The organism is Devosia sp., assembly GCF_014860165.1.
GTDB lineage: Bacteria > Pseudomonadota > Alphaproteobacteria > Rhizobiales > Devosiaceae > Devosia.
Window position 1 is genome coordinate 91,860 of sequence record NZ_JACZKG010000012.1, and the last position, 19,697, is coordinate 111,556.

General features: G+C 64.0%; 17 protein-coding genes. 8 read left to right on the forward strand and 9 right to left on the reverse strand.

From position 1 onward, the window contains the following. Positions 1-17 precede the first annotated feature (17 nt). From rimP to infB, 4 genes are read left to right on the forward strand one after another with little or no spacing between them, the layout of a single operon-like run. On the forward strand, positions 18-650 hold the full coding sequence (gene rimP, locus IH615_RS02845; protein ID WP_291359635.1) for a ribosome maturation factor RimP: 633 nt from the start codon (positions 18-20) through the stop codon (positions 648-650). Beyond that, positions 651-2,249, forward strand: a complete 1,599-nt coding sequence (nusA, locus tag IH615_RS02850) for a transcription termination factor NusA (RefSeq protein WP_291359636.1) — start codon at positions 651-653, stop codon at positions 2,247-2,249. Between the two features lie 28 nt (positions 2,250-2,277). Continuing rightward, positions 2,278-2,979 (forward strand): RNA-binding protein, encoded by a 702-nt coding sequence (locus tag IH615_RS02855; protein ID WP_291359637.1) that lies wholly within the window; start codon positions 2,278-2,280, stop codon positions 2,977-2,979. Continuing rightward, positions 2,972-5,845, forward strand: coding sequence for a translation initiation factor IF-2 (infB, locus tag IH615_RS02860; RefSeq protein WP_291359638.1), 2,874 nt, complete (start codon positions 2,972-2,974; stop codon positions 5,843-5,845). The genes IH615_RS02855 and infB overlap by 8 nt, the downstream gene beginning before the upstream one ends. A 312-nt stretch (positions 5,846-6,157) precedes the next feature. Here the strand turns inward: infB and IH615_RS02865 are convergent, their stop codons facing one another. The 6 genes from IH615_RS02865 to IH615_RS02890 all read right to left on the reverse strand — a co-directional run bounded on the left by IH615_RS02865 (position 6,158) and on the right by IH615_RS02890 (position 12,698). After that, positions 6,158-6,430 carry an AAA family ATPase gene (locus IH615_RS02865; RefSeq protein ID WP_291359640.1) on the reverse strand — a complete coding sequence of 91 codons (273 nt, stop codon included), beginning with the start codon at positions 6,428-6,430 and terminating at the stop codon, positions 6,158-6,160. A gap of 181 nt (positions 6,431-6,611) precedes the next feature. After that, entirely contained in the window at positions 6,612-7,292 is a 681-nt protein-coding gene (locus IH615_RS02870; RefSeq protein ID WP_291359641.1) for a L,D-transpeptidase, read from the reverse strand. Between the two features lie 245 nt (positions 7,293-7,537). Then, positions 7,538-9,679, reverse strand: a complete 2,142-nt coding sequence (pnp, locus tag IH615_RS02875; RefSeq protein ID WP_291359643.1) for a polyribonucleotide nucleotidyltransferase — start codon at positions 9,677-9,679, stop codon at positions 7,538-7,540. 503 nt (positions 9,680-10,182) lie between these two features. After that, positions 10,183-10,452: a 30S ribosomal protein S15 gene (gene rpsO / locus IH615_RS02880; protein WP_291359644.1), complete on the reverse strand. Its 270-nt coding sequence runs from the start codon at positions 10,450-10,452 to the stop codon at positions 10,183-10,185. Positions 10,453-10,584: 132 nt separating this feature from the next. Further along, on the reverse strand, positions 10,585-12,315 hold the full coding sequence (locus IH615_RS02885) for an HWE histidine kinase domain-containing protein (protein ID WP_291359645.1): 1,731 nt from the start codon (positions 12,313-12,315) through the stop codon (positions 10,585-10,587). 191 nt (positions 12,316-12,506) lie between these two features. Further along, on the reverse strand, positions 12,507-12,698 hold the full coding sequence (locus IH615_RS02890) for a hypothetical protein (RefSeq protein ID WP_291359646.1): 192 nt from the start codon (positions 12,696-12,698) through the stop codon (positions 12,507-12,509). Positions 12,699-12,882: 184 nt separating this feature from the next. Between IH615_RS02890 and miaB the strand changes: the two genes are divergently transcribed. The 4 genes from miaB to IH615_RS02910 all read left to right on the forward strand — a co-directional run bounded on the left by miaB (position 12,883) and on the right by IH615_RS02910 (position 17,188). Further along, complete coding sequence (gene miaB / locus IH615_RS02895) at positions 12,883-14,280, forward strand: tRNA (N6-isopentenyl adenosine(37)-C2)-methylthiotransferase MiaB (protein WP_291359647.1); 1,398 nt, start codon at positions 12,883-12,885, stop codon at positions 14,278-14,280. 134 nt (positions 14,281-14,414) lie between these two features. Next, the gene (locus IH615_RS02900) at positions 14,415-15,476 is read left to right on the forward strand and encodes a PhoH family protein (protein ID WP_291359649.1); all 1,062 of its coding nucleotides are present in this window, start codon (positions 14,415-14,417) and stop codon (positions 15,474-15,476) included. Positions 15,477-15,607: 131 nt separating this feature from the next. Then, the gene (gene ybeY, locus IH615_RS02905; protein ID WP_291359650.1) at positions 15,608-16,084 is read left to right on the forward strand and encodes an rRNA maturation RNase YbeY; all 477 of its coding nucleotides are present in this window, start codon (positions 15,608-15,610) and stop codon (positions 16,082-16,084) included. Between the two features lie 75 nt (positions 16,085-16,159). Further along, complete coding sequence (locus IH615_RS02910) at positions 16,160-17,188, forward strand: hemolysin family protein (RefSeq protein WP_291359652.1); 1,029 nt, start codon at positions 16,160-16,162, stop codon at positions 17,186-17,188. 99 nt (positions 17,189-17,287) lie between these two features. Here IH615_RS02910 and IH615_RS02915 read toward each other — a convergent pair whose 3' ends face one another. The 3 genes from IH615_RS02915 to trpS form a co-directional block, all read right to left on the reverse strand. Beyond that, positions 17,288-17,854 (reverse strand): NifU family protein, encoded by a 567-nt coding sequence (locus IH615_RS02915; protein WP_291359653.1) that lies wholly within the window; start codon positions 17,852-17,854, stop codon positions 17,288-17,290. Positions 17,855-18,108: 254 nt separating this feature from the next. Continuing rightward, positions 18,109-18,582 (reverse strand): universal stress protein, encoded by a 474-nt coding sequence (locus IH615_RS02920; RefSeq protein WP_291359654.1) that lies wholly within the window; start codon positions 18,580-18,582, stop codon positions 18,109-18,111. Between the two features lie 14 nt (positions 18,583-18,596). Then, the gene (gene trpS, locus IH615_RS02925; protein WP_291359656.1) at positions 18,597-19,628 is read right to left on the reverse strand and encodes a tryptophan--tRNA ligase; all 1,032 of its coding nucleotides are present in this window, start codon (positions 19,626-19,628) and stop codon (positions 18,597-18,599) included. Positions 19,629-19,697: the final 69 nt, after the last annotated feature.

A 19,697-nucleotide genomic window follows, 5' to 3' on the forward strand; every position in this document is an offset into this window, starting at 1 on the left:
ATTAGCCGAAGGGACCGATGAGCTTCGATCTCACCGAAAAGCGCTACATCAAGGAAACAGGCCTCGAAGCCCGGGTTTCCCGTATCGTCGAGCCGGTGGCCAATGGCCTGGGGTTTTCGCTGGTGCGTGTCAAAATCACCCAGGAAAACGGCATGACGCTCCAGATCATGGCCGAAGACGAGAATGGCCGGTTCACCATCGTCAACTGCGAGACGCTGAGCAAGGACCTTTCGCCCGTGCTCGACGTGGAAGACCCGATCGATCGTGAATATCACCTCGAGGTCTCCTCGCCCGGCATCGACCGGCCGCTGGTGCGCCAGCGCGACTTCGCCGCCTATGTCGGTCACGAGGTCAAGATCGAGCTCAATGACATGATCAATGGCCGCAAGCGCTTCCGCGGCTTCATCAAGGCGGTCGACGACGAGGCGGTGACCATCACCCTGCCCGACGCGCCCGCCGGCACCGATCCGGACCATCGCCTGCTGTTCACCACCCTGGCCGAGGCCAAGCTGGTGATGACCGACGCGCTGATGGAAAAGGCGCGGCTCGACCAGGAAGCCCACCCGATCGACGATGACGAGACCGAGACGGTCGAGATCGCCGACAACGATAATGACGACGAAGACGATACTTCCAAGGAGTCCAACTAAATGGCCGTTAGTGCGAACCGCCTCGAGCTGTTGCAGATCGCAGATGCCGTTGCCCGCGAAAAGTCGATCGACCGCATGGTCGTGATCGAAGCGATGCAGGACGCCATGGAAAAGGCCGCCAAGGGCCGCTACGGCGCCGAGACGGAGATCAAGGTCGAGATCAATCCGCGCTCGGGCGAAACCCGCATGTGGCGCCTGCTGGAAATCGTCGAGACGGTCGAAGAGACCAGCCGCCAGATCGACCTCAAGCATGCCCAGCTCAAGTCGCCGGAAGCCAAGGTCGGCGATTTCCTGACCGAGCCGCTGCCGCCGATGGAATTCGGCCGCATTGCCGCCCAGTCGGCCAAGCAGGTGATCGTGCAGAAGGTGCGCGATGCCGAGCGCGAGCGCATGTATGACGAGTATTTCAACCGCATCGGCGAGATCGTCAACGGCTCGGTCAAGCGTGTCGAATATGGCAATGTCATTGTCGACCTGGGTCGCGGCGAAGCCATTATCCGCCGCGACGAGCTGATCCCGCGCGAAATGTTCCGCTATGGCGACCGCGTCCGCGCCTATGTCTATGACGTGCGCCGCGAACAGCGCGGCCCGCAGATTTTCCTCAGCCGCACCCATCCGCAGTTCATGGCCAAGCTGTTCATGCAGGAAGTGCCCGAGATCTATGATGGCGTGATCACCATCCGCTCGATCGCCCGCGATCCGGGCTCGCGCGCCAAGATTGCGGTGACCTCGTCGGATTCTTCGATCGATCCGGTCGGCGCCTGCGTCGGTATGCGCGGTTCGCGCGTCCAGGCTGTTGTCGGCGAGCTGCAGGGCGAGAAGATCGACATCATTCCGTGGACCGACAACATTGCCGACCTCGTGGTTTCGGCGCTGCAGCCGGCCGATGTGGCCAAGGTGGTGCTGGACGAGCAGGCCGAGCGCATCGAAGTGGTGGTTCCCGATGAGCAGCTGTCGCTGGCCATCGGCCGCCGCGGCCAGAATGTGCGCCTTGCCAGCCAGCTGATCGGCTGGGATATCGACATTCTCACCGAGCAGGAAGAAAGCGAGCGCCGGCAGAAGGAATTCACCGAGCGGTCGAGCCTGTTCATGGCTGCCCTTGACGTGGACGAGATGGTTGCCCAGCTATTGGCTTCGGAAGGCTTCTCCTCGGTCGAGGAACTGGCCTATATCGACGCCAATGAAATCGCCTCGATCGACGGCTTCGACGAGGAAACTGCCGGCGAAATCCAGAACCGCGCCACCGAATACCTGGCGGCCATCGACCGAGCCCATGACGAGGAGCGCAAGAAGCTCGGCGTCGAGGACGAACTCTACGAGATTGCCGGCCTCACCGCGGCCATGCTGGTCGCGCTAGGCAAGGACGGCGTCAAGACCGTGGAAGACTTTGCCGGCTGCGCCGCCGACGACCTGATCGGCTGGAGCGAACGCAAGGATGGCGAGACCAAGCGCTTCGAAGGGACATTCAAGGACTTCCCGGTCAGCCGCGAAGAGGCCGAAGACATGATCATGCAGGCCCGCGTCAAGGCCGGCTGGATCAACGAGGAAGACCTGGCGCCGGCCGAAGGCGATGCGCTCACCCAAGAGGCTTCGGCCTAAGGGCCGAACGCCAGCGAGGGCACCAGAGATGGCCCGGCGCGAAGAAACGACGCGGTTATGCGCTCTGACACGGGTTGAGAAGCCCGTGGCGGAGCTGATCCGTTTCGTGCTCGGACCCGATGGCGTGCTGGTGCCCGATACCGAGGCCAAGGCCGAGGGCCGCGGCGTCTGGATCAGCCTCAGCCGCGACGCGGTGGCCGAGGCGGTCAAGAAGAAGGTGTTTGCGCGCAGCCTCAAGACCGAGGTGCACCTGCCCGACGACCTGCCCGGCCTGACCCAGCTCAGGCTCGAGCAGCGCTATCTCAATGCCCTGGGCATGGCGCGCAAGGCGGGTCAGCTGACCTTTGGCGCCACCAAGGTGCAGGGCCTGATCCGGACGGGCGACCTGATCGCCCTGATTACCGCCACCGACGCCGCCGAAGACGGGCGCAGCAAGATGGTCGGACCACTCAAGGCGCTGCATTATGCAGCCGCCGAGGAAGAAATCGAAGGCTTCGAAGTGCCCCATTTCGAATTGCTCTCCTCAGAGCAAATGGGTTTGTCACTCGGGATGGAAAATGTGATACATGCTGCCCTCACAAGAGGGGCAGCAGCCCAAGCGGCAGTGGAAAAGGCCCGTAGACTGGCCCTTTATACTGCCAAACCGACGGAAAAGGACACCGACCGCATTGCGGTTGACGGTGACCTTTTGCCCGAGGCCACCGACGAAAGACGCGAGATACATGGCTGATAACGACGACAAGCGCACCGACGACACTGGCGCGAAGAAGACGCTGACATTGAAGGGCGGCCCAGGCCTGGGCAACCGTCCGGGGATGTCGCGCGGCCCTTCGCGCTCGACGGTTGTCGTCGAGAAGCGCACGCGCCTGGTTCCCAAGCCCAATGCACCGAGCGTTCCGCATCGGCCACAGCCGGCTGCGGGTGCACCATCGCAGGGCCAGCGCCCGGCAGCCGGTCGTCCGGCAGCGGCGCCACGCGCCCCGCTTGGGCTGAGTGCTGCCGAAGCGGAAGCCCGCCGCCAGGCGCTTGCGCTGGCCGGGGCCCGCCAGGCCGAGGACCAGCAGCGCTTTGCCGCCGAAGAGGCGCGCCGCGTCGAAGACGATGCGCGCCGCCGCCAGATTCGTGAGGAAGCCGAGCGCGCCGAGGCTGCCCGCCGCGAGACCGAGACAGGCACGCCAGAAGCCGAGGCGCCCGCCGCCGCTCCAGCCGAGAGTGCGGCTCCGACCGCGCCGGAAGCCGGGCCGGAAGCCGCCCCTGCTGGCCGTGAAGAAGACCAGCCAGGCTATACGCCCCCCTCGCAGCGCAATGCCGGTCCGTCCAGCGTGCGCGTGGTTGCCGGCCGTCCAGGCCAGCCACCCCGCCCGGTGCGTCCGGCAGGCGAGGCGCGCCCGAGCGGCAATACCCGCCCAGAAAGCGAACGCGGCGCCAATGCGCTGATCAAGCCGGGTGCCGCTGGCGCTCGTCCGGGTGCACCCGGTGCGCGCCCCTCCGGCACCGCCGGCCGTCCGGCCGGCGAGCGTCGTCCGCCCGGAACGGGCATGGCGCCGATCGGCAATGTGCCGCCGGCAGGCCCCAACGAAGCTGATGGCCGCAAGATCCGGACCGGCTCGCCGCAGGCCCGGCCGACGACCGAAGCCGAACTCGAAAACGCCCGCCGCGCCTCCCGGGCCACGCCGGAGCGGCCGACGCGCCGCGTCGGCGAGGACGCCAATGCCCGTGGCCGCCTGACGGTGACCAATGCCGGCGCCGAGAGCGACCGCGACAAGGGTCCGTCCCTGGCCGCCATGCGCCGCCGTCGCGACAAGAAGATGGGACGCAACCAGCAGGAAGCGCCCAAGCTCAGCCGCGAAGTCATCATTCCGGAGGCCATCACGGTCGCCGAACTGGCCAACCGCATGGCCGAGCGCTCCGTTACCGTCATCAAGATGCTGATGGCGCAGGGCACCATGGCCACCATCAACGACGTGCTCGATGCCGATACGGCCGAGCTGATTGCGAGCGAACTGGGCCACACGGTCAAGCGCGTGTCGGAAGCGGACGTCGAAGAGGGCCTGTTCGACATTGCATCGGACGACAAGGCCGAGGACCTGACCGATCGTGCGCCCGTCGTGACCATCATGGGTCACGTCGACCACGGCAAGACCAGCCTGCTCGACGCCATTCGCGAAGCCAATGTGGTGTCGGGTGAAGCCGGTGGCATCACCCAGCATATCGGCGCCTACCAGGTCGAAAAGAACGGCAGCAAGATCACGTTCCTGGACACCCCGGGCCACGAGGCGTTCACCGCCATGCGTGCCCGCGGCGCCCAGGCGACCGACATCGCCGTGCTGGTGGTGGCGGCCGATGACGGCGTGATGCCGCAGACGATCGAATCGATCAAGCATGCCAAGGCGGCCGGTGTTCCGATCATCGTGGCCATCAACAAGATGGACAAGCCCGAAGCCAACCCGACCCGCGTCCGCACCGAGCTCCTGCAGCATGAAGTGTTCGTGGAATCGATGGGCGGCGACGTGCTTGACGTCGAGGTCTCGGCCAAGACGCGGGATGGCCTCGACAAGCTGCTTGAGACCATCCTGCTGCAGGCCGAAGTGCTCGAGCTCAAGGTGGCCCGCGATGGCCGCGCCGAGGGCCTGGTCATCGAGGCCAAGCTCGATCGCGGCCGCGGTGCCGTGGCGACGGTGCTCGTGCAGCGTGGAACGCTGGCGATCGGCGACATCCTGGTCGCCGGTACCGAGTTTGCCCGCGTGCGCGCCCTGATCAATGACCAGGGCGAGCAGGTCAAGGAAGCCGGCCCCTCCATTCCGGTGGAAGTGCTGGGCTTTACCGGCGTGCCATCAGCGGGCGACCGCTTCTCGGTGGTCGAGACCGAAGCACGAGCCCGCGAAGTCACCGAATATCGTCAGCGCGCCATCCGTGAGAAGACGGCTGGCGGCGGCGCCACCAGCCTCGAGCAGATGATGAATCAGCTCAAGGTGGCCGGCATCGCCAAGTTCCCGCTGATCATCAAGGGCGACGTGCAGGGTTCGGTCGAAGCCATCGTGGCTTCGCTCAACAAGCTCTCGACCGACGAAGTGTCGGCGCAGATCCTGATGAGCGCGGTGGGCGGCATCACCGAGAGCGACGTGACCCTGGCCTCGGCTTCGAACGCCATCGTCATCGGCTTCAACGTCCGCGCCAACAAGCAGGCATCGGACCTCGCCACCCGCGACGGCATCGAAATCCGCTACTACAACATCATCTACGACCTGGTGGATGACGTGAAGAGCGCCATGAGCGGGCTGCTCAAGCCCGAGCGCCGCGAGACCTTCATCGGCAATGCGGAAATCCTCGAAGTCTTCACGATCACCAAGGTCGGCAAGGTTGCCGGCTGCCGGGTCACCGAGGGCATCGTGGAACGCGGCGCCGGCGTGCGCCTCATCCGCGACAACGTCGTCATCCACGAAGGCAAGCTCAAGACGCTCAAGCGCTTCAAGGACGAGGTCAAGGAAGTGCAGACCGGCCAGGAATGCGGCATGGCCTTCGAAAATTACGAAGACATGCGCCAGGGCGACGTCATCGAATGCTTCCGCGTCGAGACCGTGCAGCGCACGCTGTAGGCGGATCGACATATGGAAATGCCAAAGGGCGCGGTGCAGACCGCGCCCTTTTTCTTACCGGCCCATTGCCTGCCGAATTGATGCGACTACGCCATCGACATCGGCCGTCGCGTCTATTGGCGTGCCAAAGAATGGGTCGGCATGGGCGGCTGCGCATTCAGCTGAGCGTCTCAGTTCGAATGGGGTAAGATCGGACCGGCCCTCTTCCGCCACACGCACCGCCAGCCGCGCTCGAATCACAGCCAGCGGCGCGACGAGGCACAACTTCTGCACCGGTGCCGTCGCCTGCAGCGCCTCCGCAAATGTCTCCAGCTAGCTGCGGTTGGTGAAGGCCATCGGTACGATGACGATCTCGGCACGCCGACGGGCCCAACGCGCCTGATGCACGATCAGGCGGCGCCAGAGCGCAATGTCCTGATAGTCGCTCGGTTGCCGGCGCAATCCCAGCATAAAGGCCGGAAGGCGGCGCATTATGTATCCCACCACTTCCGGATCCGAAATGGCGGCGGCGGGCAATTGCCCAGCGAGCCTTCTGGCCGCCGTAGTCTTGCCGATGCCAAACGAGCCATTGAGCAGGAGAAACATGGCGCCATGCCTAGCAATATGGCAGCGGGCACGACACGCAAAAAAAGCCCGCCTCCTGTGGAAGCGGGCCTTTTCATTCTCAGTCCCGGGCCTTTGTCGCGGCAGCGGAAAACTTTGCTTCGGTGACTACGGGATCCGAAACAAGGCGCCCCGCTGCCGCGGCAGCGACCCGGCAGATACTCTAGAACGTCGCGGCAGGAGCGAGCGCTGCAGGCGAAATCGATGCGACCATGGGGCTGTTGATCACCACGACCTTGGCGCCAACCGGCACGCGGGCATAGAGATCGATGATGTCCTGGTTCATCAGGCGGATGCAGCCCGAAGAGACGCTGGTGCCGATGGTATAGGGCTCGGTGGTGCCATGGATGCGGAACAGCGTGTCATTGCCATTCTTGTAGAGATAGAGCGCGCGCGGCCCCAGCGGGTTGATCTCGCCACCCGCCATGCCGCCGGCATAGGGGCCATAGCGCTCCGGTTCGCGGGCGATCATCGACTTGGTCGGCGTCCAGCGCGGCCACTCGGCTTTGCGGCCAATCGAAGCCGTGCCACGGAAGACCAGCGATTCGTCCTTGCCCACGCCGATGCCATAGCGCAGGGCGCGGCCGCCCTCGAGCACGAGATAGAGGAAACGCTGGGGCGTATCGACAACCAGCGTGCCGGCGCGCTCGGTGGTGCTATAGGGCACTTCCTGGCGCCACCACTTGGGATCGACGCGGCGCAGGTCCATCGCGGCGACACGGTGCGGCTCGCCGATCACCTCGCCATACATGCGCTGGTAATAGGGGTCGATCATCGGCTCCTGCACGACCGGGGTGCGGGTGGAGGAACAGGCGGCGAGAGCGGCGGCGGAAAGGCCGATCATGAACAAGCGGCGAGAGAGCAAGGTAAATCCCTGAAACAGCGGGTGACGCAAATGATGTGTGTGGCCAATGACCTAAGCCCCGACCCAGGGCTTCGCTAGTGCAGGAAAGCCTCACTGCCCAAACGGGGCGACCGTATGGCGGGTTCCTCGCACAGATGTGATGGTCAGGGCAGTGTTGCCGGAACGACACGCAAAGAAAAGGCCCGGATCGCTCCGGGCCTTTGTGTCTCATCGCTACCAGCCGATTACTCGGCGGCGGCTTCGCCTTCCTTGGCGATTTCCTTGCCAGTGGCCTGGTCGACGATCTTCATCGACAGGCGGACCTTGCCGCGCTCGTCAAAGCCCAGGAGCTTGACCCAGACCTTGTCGCCTTCCTTGACCACGTCGGTGGTCTTGGCGACGCGCTGCTCGGCGAGCTGGCTGATATGGACCAGGCCGTCCTTGGCGCCGAAGAAGTTCACGAAGGCGCCGAAATCGGCGGTCTTGACCACGGTGCCCTGATAGATGGCGCCGACTTCGGCTTCGTCGGTGATCGAGCGGATCCACTTGATGGCCGCTTCGATCTGGCTGCCGTCCGAGGAGGCGATCTTGATGGTGCCGTCGTCCTCGATATTGATCTTGGCGCCGGTCTTCTCGACGATCTCGCGGATGACCTTGCCGCCGGTGCCGATCACTTCGCGGATCTTCTCGGTCGGGATCTTCATGGTCTCGATGCGGGGCGCGAACTCGCCCACTTCCGAACGCGATGCGGTCAGTGCCTTGGCCATTTCGCCCAGGATGTGGATACGACCGCCCTTGGCCTGCTCGAGGGCGATCTTCATGATCTCCTCGGTGATGCCGGCGATCTTGATGTCCATCTGGAGGCTGGTGACGCCAGCTTCGGTGCCGGCCACCTTGAAGTCCATGTCGCCCAGGTGATCTTCATCACCAAGGATGTCGGACAGCACGGCGAACTTCTCGCCTTCCAGGATCAGGCCCATGGCGATACCGGCCACGGGACGGGCCAGCGGCACGCCGGCGTCCATCAGCGCCAGCGAGGTGCCGCAGACGGTTGCCATCGAGGAGGAGCCGTTGGATTCGGTGATCTCGGACACGATACGGATCGTGTAGGGGAATTCTTCGACCGACGGACGGATCGGGTTGATGGCGCGCCAGGCAAGCTTGCCATGGCCGATTTCGCGACGGCCCGGGGAACCCATGCGGCCAGCTTCACCCACCGAATAGGGAGGGAAGTTGTAATGCAGCAGGAAGTTCTGCTTCTGGGTGCCTTCGAGCGAGTCGATATACTGCTCGTCTTCGCCGGTGCCGAGGGTGGCAACGACCAGCGCCTGGGTTTCGCCGCGGGTGAACAGGGCAGAACCATGGGTGCGGGGCAGGACGCCGACTTCCGAAACGATGGGCCGGACGGTCTTGAGATCGCGGCCGTCGATGCGCAGGCCCGTGTCGAGCACGTTCCAACGCACGATTTTGGCCTGGAGGTTATGGATCACTTCGCCCAGGTCTTCGGAGGAGACTTCACCGGACTCGACCTTGGCAGCAAAGGCTTCCTTGACCGCCTTCTTGACGGCGTCGACCGCCGCGTAGCGATCTTCCTTCTTGGTGATCTTGTAGGCGGCGCGCAGGTCGGCTTCGGCGACCTTGAGCACTTCTGCTTCGAGGGCGGAATAGTCCGGAGCCTGGAAGTCGCGGGGTTCCTTGGCGGCGAGTTCAGCCAGCTTGATGATGGCCTGGATCACCTTGCGGCTCTCGGCATGGCCGAACATCACGGCGCCGAGCATGACTTCTTCGCTCAGTTCCTTGGCTTCGGACTCAACCATCAGCACGGCGTCTTCGGTACCGGCCATGACCAGGTCCAGCTTGGACTCCGAGCGACGGTCAACGGCGAGGTTCAGCACATACTGACCATCAATATAGCCGACGCGGGCCGCGCCGATCGGGCCCATAAAGGGAATGCCGGAAATGGTCAGGGCCGCGGAGGCGGCAACCATGGCCAGCACGTCCGGGTTGTTTTCCATGTCATGCTGCAGAACGGTGATGACCACCTGGGTCTCGTTCTTGTAGCCTTCGGGGAAGAGCGGGCGGATCGGGCGATCGATGAGACGCGACACCAGGGTCTCGTTCTCGGTCGGGCGGCCTTCGCGCTTGAAATAGCCACCCGGGATCTTGCCGGCGGCGAAGTATTTTTCCTGGTAGTTGACGGTCAGCGGGAAGAAGTCCTGGCCCGGCTTGGCCGACTTGGCGCTGACAACGGTGGCGAGCAGGACGGTTTCGCCCAGGGTGGCGAGCACGGCGCCATCGGCCTGGCGGGCCATCTTGCCGGTCTCGAGGGTCAGCGGCTGGCCGCCCCAGTTGAGCTCGACCTTGTGGTGATCAAAGTTGATCGTCATCTTGTTTCGTCTTTCCATTCTGCCGGCTGAGCGGGAACGCGGTTGCGTAGGAAACCCGCGAACTCATCCGGTGCACCCGCACTTGACCCTGCACCCCATGTGCAGGCCAAGCTCAAAATCAGGCGCGGTTCACGTCTTTGGCGAAGACGAAACATGGGCAAGACAACAAGCAGCTCCCGGAAAATCCGAGATGCCTCACGAGATCAAAACCAAGCAGTTGATTTTGCGAGCGTGAGGCGGGGGAGCGGCCAATAATCCTGCCATGCTCCGGCATTCGCCGGTCTACGCTTCGAAACTGTTTGCCAACTCTACTGTGGGCGGCCAACTGCCGGCGTTTTCTGCGCTTCCGGTGCTCACGTACTTCAGTACGCTCCGCTCCGGTTCTCGAAAGCCACCGCCATTTGACTCGCCACAGCGACTTTTCAAACGGTTTCGTATCATCCACCGAAGCGGATGAAGGCGAATGCGGAGATCACCCCGCATCCGCAATTCGGTTGCGCGCGTTAGCGGCGCAGGCCGAGCTTTTCGATCAGGGCCTTGTAACGGGCGTCATCGACGGTCTTGACGTAGTCAAGCAGGCGACGGCGGGTCGAAACAAGCTTCAGCAGGCCGCGGCGGGAATGGTTGTCCTTGCCATGGCCCTTGAAGTGTTCGGTGAGGTTGGCAATGCGTTCCGACAGGATGGCAACCTGGACTTCCGGCGAACCGGTATCGTTCGGCTTGGTTGCGTATTCCTGGATCAGTTCGGTCTTGCGCTCAGCAGTAATCGACATCGGGGATATCCTTTCAAAAGGAGGATCGGGTCGCCCCGGCCGGGATGTCGTCCAGGCGGGGCCATGAATGCCCGGGCCGCAAGGCCCAGGACTGGCGTCCCTATAGTGCAAAGAGGGCCACAATGCCAGAATTTATTCAGGCGGCGCCTGATCGATGGGGGCAGGCGCATGGGCCGGGTCGATCGAGGCCAGCGGGATATCGAAGTGCCACTCGATGCCATCATCATGGCAACGTCGCTCGACCTGGGCGCCCAGCGATCGCGCGACCATGTCCTGCAGCACCTTGGTACCAAAGCCGATGCGCTCCGAGCGGACCGTTCCGGGGGCCACGATCTCGCGCCAGACCAGGTCCAGCCGGTCGTCGGCAATGCGCCAGCGCACCGAAAGCGTACCGCTGTCGCCGGCAAAGGCCCCATACTTGACGGCGTTGGTCGAGAGTTCATGCGCGGCCATGCCCAGGATCTGGGCCGCCTGGGCATTGAGGCGCACGCTCGGTCCGGAAAGGCTGACGCGCGCCGCATCGGGCGGGGCGAAGGGCGCGATATGGCTGTCGATCAACTCGTTGAGCAGCACGCCGGCACGGCCATGGGCGAGCAGCAGATCGGTGGAGCGGGACAGGCCATGGATGCGCCGCTCGAACGCCTCGACATAGCTCTGGACATCGGGAGCGCCGCGCGCCGTCTGCTTGGCCATCGCCGCTATGACCGTCATCTGGTTCTTGGAGCGATGCGCCAGTTCACGCATCAGGAAATGCACTTCGCGCTCGGCCGCCTGGCGCTTCGACGAGGCCTCGGCCAGGGCGCGGGAGACTTCAGCAATCTCGGCCACCGGATAGGCCTTGGCCATGACCGGTTCGCCCTGGCCCAGCCGTTGCGCGTCGCGGCGCAGGCCACGCACCGAGCGGCCGACACGCTGGGCCAATACCACCGCCACGCCGCCCGCCAGGCCGGCAATGATGACGCCCCAGGCGGCCAGCCAGAGCAGGGAATCGCCCAGGGGCCGTTCGACCGTGTCGACATCAGCCCAGGCGATCACGCGCCAGCCGGAAAGACTGGATCGCCATTCGGACGTGACCACCATGTCGCCGCCGAAGCGCTCGCGCCGCCACTCGTCAGGCTCCTGCTGCAGGGTCTGGCGCATCGGCAGCACAGTGCCGGATTCGAGTCCGGCATCGGCGGTCGCGGCGATGACCAGATTGGCGCCATCCACCAGAGCCGCATGCCACCCATCGGGTAATTGCCTGGTCTGCAAAGCCGGGATCAGGTTGTCCGCGTTCCGCGTCAAGGCCAGCAGCGCGATCCGGGGATTGTCCTGAACCGGCAACAGCACGTTGAACACCCAGCGCTGCGCGGTCCGCCCGAAGAACAGGCCCGACGTCACGGGCATGCCACTTTCGAGGGCAGCGATGGCCGAATTGGGATCGGAACTGGGGCCGAGCGGCTCCCCAAAGGGAACGCGGGTATTGAGCATCTGGTTGAAGTCGCGATCGAGGGCCAGCAGGTAAGCGCCGCTGCCCCCCAGCGCGACCAGAGCGCGCTGATAGAATTGGGTCAGATCATTCTCAAACAGGGTCGGGCTGGTCGAGAGCACCCGCAGCGTCGTGATCATGCCGGCCACTTCGCGTTCCACCGACTGCCCCATGGCCTGCACGGTGGCGTTGGTCAGGGCCCGCACCACGTCCTCCTGGGCGCGGTTGTTGCGGTTGAGCAAGACCAACGAAACGACCAGAGCCGGAACCAGGATGACCAGGACAAGCGCGAACAGATAGACAGCAACCGACTGCGAGCGCGCCCAGGAGCGGCGCTCGTCCCTCGGCGGCACTGCTGCCGCGCCCTCTTCCACTGTCTCCTGCCCTGCCCCCATGCCGCACTTTCTGCGGCCGAATCCTGACGACAAAGTGCCGGCCGCACCCGACCTTAGCGTTCAGGCACGGGATGTCGATAGCGGCTGAAACCCTTAGGCTTCAGATCACTTGCAAGGCTGGCACAAATGCCACCGTTCAGGGCTGTTTGCAGGCCTGCGGAAAGCCGGTTCGCGCCCTTTGACACGTCTCCCTAATATTTGGCGCTGGCATCGCTGGCCGGAAAGCTCTCGTCGACTGCCTCATCCTGGGCGTCCCAGTCCTTGGACTTGTCGGCAAGGGAATCCTGGCCCGCCGGGCGCACCTGTACCGGCGCATCCTTGGGGCCGGGCTTCTTGCCGCCCTTCATGGCAGCGGCTTTGTCGTTCTTTTGGGTCTGGGTCATCTGCAAACTCCCTTTCGAGAGGAAAACCCCGGCGCCCCTGCAAGGTTGCAGCCGGGTCGAGTCTGGTTTTTGAGTCTTCCGCCGCCATTCGGGCATAGCCCTCCTGGCCTTCTCGGGTTGAAAGGCTCCACCGGAGCCTTTCAGCGGCTATGCCGCCCACCTCGAAGTCTGGTAAAGAGCCGGCATGACCGAGACGCGCGCCAATACCAAGAAGCTGTTCATCAAGACCTATGGGTGCCAGATGAACGTCTATGACAGCGACCGCATGATGGATGCGCTGGCGCCGCATGGCTATGAGACGACGCTCGACATGGCGCAGGCGGACCTGGTGCTGCTCAATACCTGCCATATCCGCGAGAAGGCTTCGGAGAAGGTGTTTTCCGAGCTGGGGCGCCTCAAGGAATTGCAGAGCGAGCGCCGGGCGCTGGGTGGCGACATGATGATCGGCGTGGCCGGTTGCGTGGCGCAGGCCGAGGGCGAGGAAATCGCTCGCCGGGCGCCTGTGGTCGACATGGTGTTCGGGCCGCAGGCCTATCACCGGCTGCCCGAGATGATCGGGCAGGCGGAGGCGCAGCGGCACATGCATCCGAGCCTCAAGCGGGCCGTCGTCGACACCGACTTCCCCGAGGAGGACAAGTTCGAGCACCTGCCGGCGGCGCGCAAGGAAGTGACGATCAAGCGTGGGCTGACGGCGTTCCTGACGGTGCAGGAAGGCTGCGACAAGTTTTGCTCGTTCTGCGTGGTGCCCTATACGCGCGGCGCGGAAGTCAGCCGGCCGGTGGCGCAGGTGATTGCCGAAGCGCGCGGGTTGGTCGAGGCGGGGGTGAAGGAAATCACCCTGCTCGGGCAGAATGTGAATGCTTATCACGGGCTGGATGGGGCCGGACGCGTGGTGGGTCTTGGGGCGCTGGCATATCTCCTGGCGGAGATCCCGGGGCTGGAGCGGCTGCGCTACACCACCAGCCATCCGCGCGACATGGACGATGCGCTGATGGCGGCGCATCGCGACCTCGATATATTGATGCCCTATCTGCACCTGCCGGTGCAGTCGGGCAGCGACAGCATCCTCAAGGCGATGAACCGGCGGCATACGGCGGCCGAGTATCTTGAGGTGATCGCGCGCATCAAGACGGCGCGGCCTGATATGGCGCTATCGGGCGATTTTATCGTCGGCTTCCCGGGCGAGACGGACCAGGATTTCGAGGACACGCTCAAGCTCATCGCCGATGTCGGCTATGCCTCGGCCTACTCGTTCAAATACTCGACCCGCCCCGGCACGCCGGGCGCCAACCTGGGCGACCAGGTGGCCGAAGAGGTCAAGAATGAACGGCTGTGGCGGCTGCAGGATCTGGTCAACGCGCAAACCACGGCGTTCCACCTCAGCTGCGTCGGCAAGACGCTGCCGGTGCTCATCGAACGGCCCGGGCGCATGCCGGGGCAGGTGGGTGGGCGGTCGCCCTATCTGCAGGCGGTGCATCTTGAGGGGAGTACCGACCTGATCGGGGCGATCCACCAGGTGGAGATTGTCGGGACGAGCACGAATTCGTTGGTCGGGCGGCTAAGGCAAGCGGTGGCGGCTTAGGCGTTGTCGCGATCGCGCGCAGTCACAATATTGCTACAGACAGCGGACCCAAATCATCCTAGCCTCGTTATCGTATTCGCGGCGCAAGCCCGCGCCGCGCGAAAGCGTGGAGACACACCAGTTTGAGCAGGCACTTGTCACCGACCGCAGACAACGCACTCGCATCGCAACTCGAACTCGCTTTTGAAGACAATCGCCTCGCGGCCCAGCTGTATGGCGATTTCGACCAGAACCTCGCCCTCATCGAACAGCGGCTCAAGGTTTCGGCTACCCCCCGCGGCAATCACGTCCTGCTCAAAGGCGCGGCCAGCTCGGTCGACCAGGCCCGGCGCGTGCTCGAATCGCTCTATGGCTCGCTCGAGGAAGGCCGGACGATCGACATTTCCGATGTCGATGGCGTCATCCGCATGATCGAGACCGAGGACAGCCAGCTGACGCTGCCGACGCTGGAGCGCAAGGGCAAGGTGCGCATGGCCCAGATCGCCACGCGCAAATCCACCATCGTTGCCCGCACCCCGGCGCAGGACGCCTATATGCGCGCGATGGAGCGGAGCGAACTGGTCTTCGGCGTGGGGCCGGCCGGTACCGGCAAGACCTATCTGGCGGTGGCGCATGCCGCCTCGCTGCTCGAACGCGGGGACATCAACCGCATCATCCTCTCCCGCCCGGCCGTCGAAGCCGGCGAGCGCTTGGGGTTTCTCCCCGGCGACATGAAGGAGAAGGTCGATCCCTATCTGCGCCCGCTCTATGACGCGCTTTACGACATGATGAAGCCTGAGAATGTCGAGCGCTGCATTACCTCTGGGATCATCGAAGTGGCGCCGCTCGCCTTCATGCGCGGCCGGACGCTGGCCAATGCCGTGGTCATCCTCGACGAGGCGCAGAATACCACGTCGATGCAGATGAAGATGTTTTTGACCCGCCTGGGCGAGAATTCGAAGATGATCGTCACGGGCGATCCGACCCAGGTCGACCTGCCGCGCGGCGAGAAATCGGGGCTGGTGGAGGCCATCGGGCTGCTTGATGGCGTCGAAGGCGTGCATATTTCCCGCTTCAACGACAAGGATGTGGTGCGCCATGCCCTGGTCGGTCGCATCGTGCGGGCTTACGAGGCCGATACGGCCAGGAAGCTGGCCGAGAAGGACCGGGACACCGAGGGGCTGGCGCGGACATTGGGCGCATCGCCGCGGACCTGACTCAACACGATGGCATTCCGGCGCGAGCCGGAATGCATGCGGCGTGCTATCCTCCCTGCGGGTGATGCGATAGACCACGGACATGGATCCCGGCCTGCGCCTGGATGACACCCGCGAAAACCAGAAGACCGATGCCCGCCACACCACCCATCGACATTGCCGTCATCATCAATGACGAGGCCTGGCCCGACAATCTGGAGGCGCGGGCCGAGGAGGCGGTTTTCGCGGCGCTCAAGCTGGCCAAGCCCAGGATCAAGGGTGCAGCGGAGCTGTCGATCCTGCTGACCAATGATGAAGAGCAGCACGAGCTCAACCGGCAATGGCGCGGCAAGGACGGTTCCACCAATGTGCTGAGCTTTCCCCAGGTCGAACCGTTCGGGCCGGTCGTCGGGCTGCTGGGCGACATCACCCTGGCGCGGGAAACGCTGGAGCGCGAGGCGGCGGAGCAGGGCACCAGCTTCGCCGACCATTTCACCCATCTCGTAGTGCATGGATTTCTGCATATTTTAGGCTATGATCACCTCACCGATGCGGAGGCCCTTCAAATGGAGAGCCTCGAAACCCAGATATTGGCGAGCCTTGGGGTCGAAGACCCCTATGCCGATTAGGGCCGGAACGACTACAATCCGGGCATCATTCCCGTTTCGAGGACAGATAAGCCGCCTATTTCGCGGCGAGAGACCATGAACGATAGCGACAGTCTGGGCCCACAGGCGCCCACCAATCCCGAGCCTCCTTCTAGTCCCGCCTCCGTGCCAGCACGGGGGCCATCGATCTGGAACCGCCTGAGGGCCATGCTGGCCCGCAGTACGGTTTCGCTGCGCGACGACCTGCAGGTCGCGCTCGACGAGCAGGGCAGTGCGGAAACTGCCGACTTCTCCGAGAGCGAACGCACGATCCTGCAGAACGTGCTCAAGCTCTCCAACGTGTCGGTCGCCGACGTGATGGTGGAACGATCAGACATCCAGGCCATCGAGGCCGATGTCAATCTGGGCACGCTGATCGCCAAATTCCGCCAGGTGCGCCATTCGCGCCTGCCGGTTTATGACGACAATCTGGACAACATTCTGGGCTTCATCCACGTCAAGGATGCGCTCAGCAAGATCACCGACCCGGTGACCGATCCGGCCAAGGAAGTGCCGGTGAAGCTGGTGTCCACGGTGCTCAAGCAGAAGATCATCCGGCTCGACCTGATGCGCGACGCCATGTTCGTGCCCACCTTCATGCCGGTTGGCGACCTGCTGCAATCGATGCGCGCCTCGCGGGTGCATATGGCCATCGTGATCGACGAATATGGCGGCACCGATGGCCTGGTCACCATCGAGGACCTTCTCGAGGCCGTGGTCGGCGAGATCGAGGACGAGCATGACGAACTGGCTGCGGCGCTGATCCGCAAGGTGGGCGTCGATACCTATATCGCCGATGCCCGGGCCGAACTGAGCGATGTGCAGAAGCTGATCGGGCCCGATTTCGATCCGGGCGACTATGCCGAAGACGTGGAAACCATTGGCGGGCTGGTCTTCGACCTGGCCGGTCACGTCCCCAAGCGCGGCGAGCGCGTGACGCGGCTGGACGGTTTCGAATTCGAGATCCTGGCCGCCGACAGCCGCCGCATCAAGCGCCTGCGCATCAGGCGCAAGCGGGAAGAGACAGGCGAGCCATTGGCCATCACCGACCAGCGCAGCGACGCGGAGAAGGCGGCGGCGGAGTAGGGAACTTCTTCACCCGCCCCCCGAAGGGAGAGGTGGGAGCAAACAAAAGGCCCGGTGATCACTCACCGGGCCTTTGGCTTGCTGCTTAATTGATCCTGCTCAGACCTGCTGGACGGCTTCGACGCCCGGCACGAAGTGGCGGAGCAGGTTTTCGATGCCGCTCTTGAGCGTGGCGGTCGAAGACGGGCAGCCGGAGCAGGCGCCCTGCATGTGGAGGAACACGGTGCCCTCCTTGAAGCCCTTGAAGGTGATGTCGCCGCCATCCATGGCCACGGCCGGACGGACGCGGGTGGCCAGCAATTCCTTGATGACTTCCACGGTCTCGCTGTCTTCTTCCTCGAAGAATTCATCGACCTCGTCAAAGTTGGCAACCTCGACGCCGCCCTCGACAATCACGGGCTTGCCGGACAGGAAATGGTCCATGATGACGCCGAGAATGGCCGGCTTGATATGGGCCCAGTTGGTGTCGTCCTTGGTGACCGAGATGAAATCGGAGCCGAGGAACACGCCGGTGACGCCGGAAATGGAGAACAGGCCCTGCGCCAGGGGTGAGTTGACCGAGGCCTCGGGGCTGCGGAAATCGCGCGGTTCACCGACCAGCACGTCGCGCCCCGGCAGGAATTTCAGGGTCGCGGGATTGGGCGTGGCTTCGGTCTGGATGAACATCGGGCGGGCCTGCGGTTTACGATTAGAACGCTTCTAAAATAGACTTTTGCAGTCAGGATGCAAGGGGAAAGGCGCGGGAGGAGGGCTATGTGTCGTAGCACGCCCACCTATCGCTGATCGTCACACTCGGGCTTGACCCGAGGGGTCTTCACCTGCTGCTCGTTCGGTAAGTGCAGCGCCCTCGGGTCAAGCCCGAGGGTGACGTCTGGTGGTGGCGGTCCGTCTGTGCACGCGTGCGCATAGCTCGACAGCGCCTAGCAGATCGCGATGATCTCTTCGTCGCTCATCCGGCCCGGCACAATCGTCAGCGGGATGGGGAGGGCGTTGGCCCTGGAGGCGAAGTGCATCACCAGCGGGCCCGGGCCGTCACTGGAGGTGGATGCGGCGAGCGCCAGGATGGCGATGTCGCGATCCTGGTCGATCACCCGCTCGATTTCCTCTGCGGCCTCACCCTCGCGAATCACCGACTCCACCTTGACCTCGCCGATATCGCGCAGGCGCGCCAGGCGGGTATCGAGGTTGCGCTCGGCCTCTTCCACCGCTTCGGCGCGCAGCACGTCCTCGACCCCCAGGCCGATGAATTCGGGCTTCTGCACCACGGTCATCAGCACCACCGTGCCGCCGGTGCGCTTGACGCGGTAGGCGGCAAAGGTCAGGGCCCGTTCGCATTCGGGCGTCTCGTCGATGACCACGAGGAATTTGCGCTTGTATTCGACCTGCGAAACCATGATGCCCCCTGCTGCTAGCGAATGAAGCCGACGATATTGCGGATATCGGCCATGATGGGCTGGGCTATCGCCCGGGCCCGGTCGGCGCCGCCGCGCAGGATGGCGTCCATTTCGCCGCGATCGGCGACCAGCCGCTTCATTTCGTCGGCGATGGGCGACAGCACCGAGACGGCGAGATCACCCAGAGCCGGCTTGAACTTGCCCCAGCCCTGGCCGCCGAATTCGCCCAGCACATCATCGACCGATCGGTTGGACAAGGCGGCATAGATGCCCACGAGGTTTTCTGCCTCGAGGCGCCCGGCAAGGCCGGCGGCTTCGCTGGGCAGCGCATCGGCGTCAGTGGTGGCGCGCTTGATCTTTTTGGCGATCGTATCGGCGTCGTCCATCATGTAAATGGTCGACATATCCGAGGCGTCGGACTTGCTCATCTTCTTTGAACCGTCCTTGAGCGACTTGACCCGCATGGCGGGCCCCGTCGCGAGGGTCTCGGTGATGGGGAAGAAGTCGCCCTTGAAGCCCAGCGCTTTGATCTGCTTGCGGAAATCGTGGTTGAATTTCTTGGCGATATCGCGCGTCAGCTCGAGATGCTGCTTCTGGTCCTCGCCCACGGGAACGCCGGTGGCTTTGTAGAGCAGGATGTCGGCGGCCATGAGGCTCGGATAGGCGAACAGGCCGAGCGAGACATTCTCGGAATTCTCGCCGGCCTTGTCCTTGAACTGGGTCATGCGGGCCATCCAGCCCATGCGCGCCACGCAGTTGAAGATCCAGCTCAGCTCGGCATGTTCCATGACCTGGGACTGGTTGAAGATGATCGAGCGCGCAGGATCTAGGCCGGCGGCGATATAGGCGGCAGCAATCTCATAGGTCCAGCGCTTGAGGTCCTCGGGCTCCTGCCACACGGTGATGGCATGCATATCGACCACGCAATAGATGGTCTCATGCGTGTCCTGCAGGGGCACGAAGCGGCGGATAGCGCCGAGATAGTTGCCCAGATGCAGATCGCCCGAAGGCTTGATGCCGGAAAAGACGCGGGGGGTGAAGGTCATGGATAAGCGCTTATTTTTGGCTGTTCGGCTCCTTCTATATGCGTATCCGCTTATTGGGAACCAGCGCCA